Source organism: Corallococcus exercitus (assembly GCF_003611585.1).
GTDB classification, from domain to species: Bacteria; Myxococcota; Myxococcia; order Myxococcales; family Myxococcaceae; genus Corallococcus; species Corallococcus exercitus.
Genome location: NZ_RAVW01000941.1, coordinates 1 through 391, shown reverse-complemented (window position 1 = coordinate 391; position 391 = coordinate 1). Strand labels below are relative to the sequence as shown.

At 74.4% G+C, this 391-nt stretch carries 1 pseudogene; it reads left to right on the top strand.

Annotated features, from left to right (window positions below):
- Positions 1–391, top strand: a pseudogene (locus D7W79_RS46685) (hypothetical protein); the annotation flags it as partial.

The window sequence follows — 391 nt, the reverse complement described above, 5'->3', positions numbered from 1 at the left end:
GTGGCGGGACGGCACGTACGGCCCCGAGCGGTGGGGCGACGTGCTGCAAGGCCAGACGCGGCTGTTCGTGGGGCCCCGCTTCGGCCTGGGGTTCCACCGCGCGGCGGGGCTGAGGGGGGCTTTCCTGTTCGACGTGGAGCGCAAGGGCCTGCGGGATGGGCTCTCGCTGCCGTGGCCGTCGGGACAGTTGCTGGACGCGGAGGCCGTGTTCGACGGGGACACGGTGTGGCTGCTGCTCGCGGAGGAGGCCGGCGGACGCACGGTGCACCACGCGGTGCTGCTGGGGCCGGACGGGGCGGTGCGCGCGAGCGCCCGGGCCGACGCGGGGGACGGCTCTTGGCTGGGGGCGCGGCCTGGCTCTTATACACATCTGACGCTGCCGACGATAAGG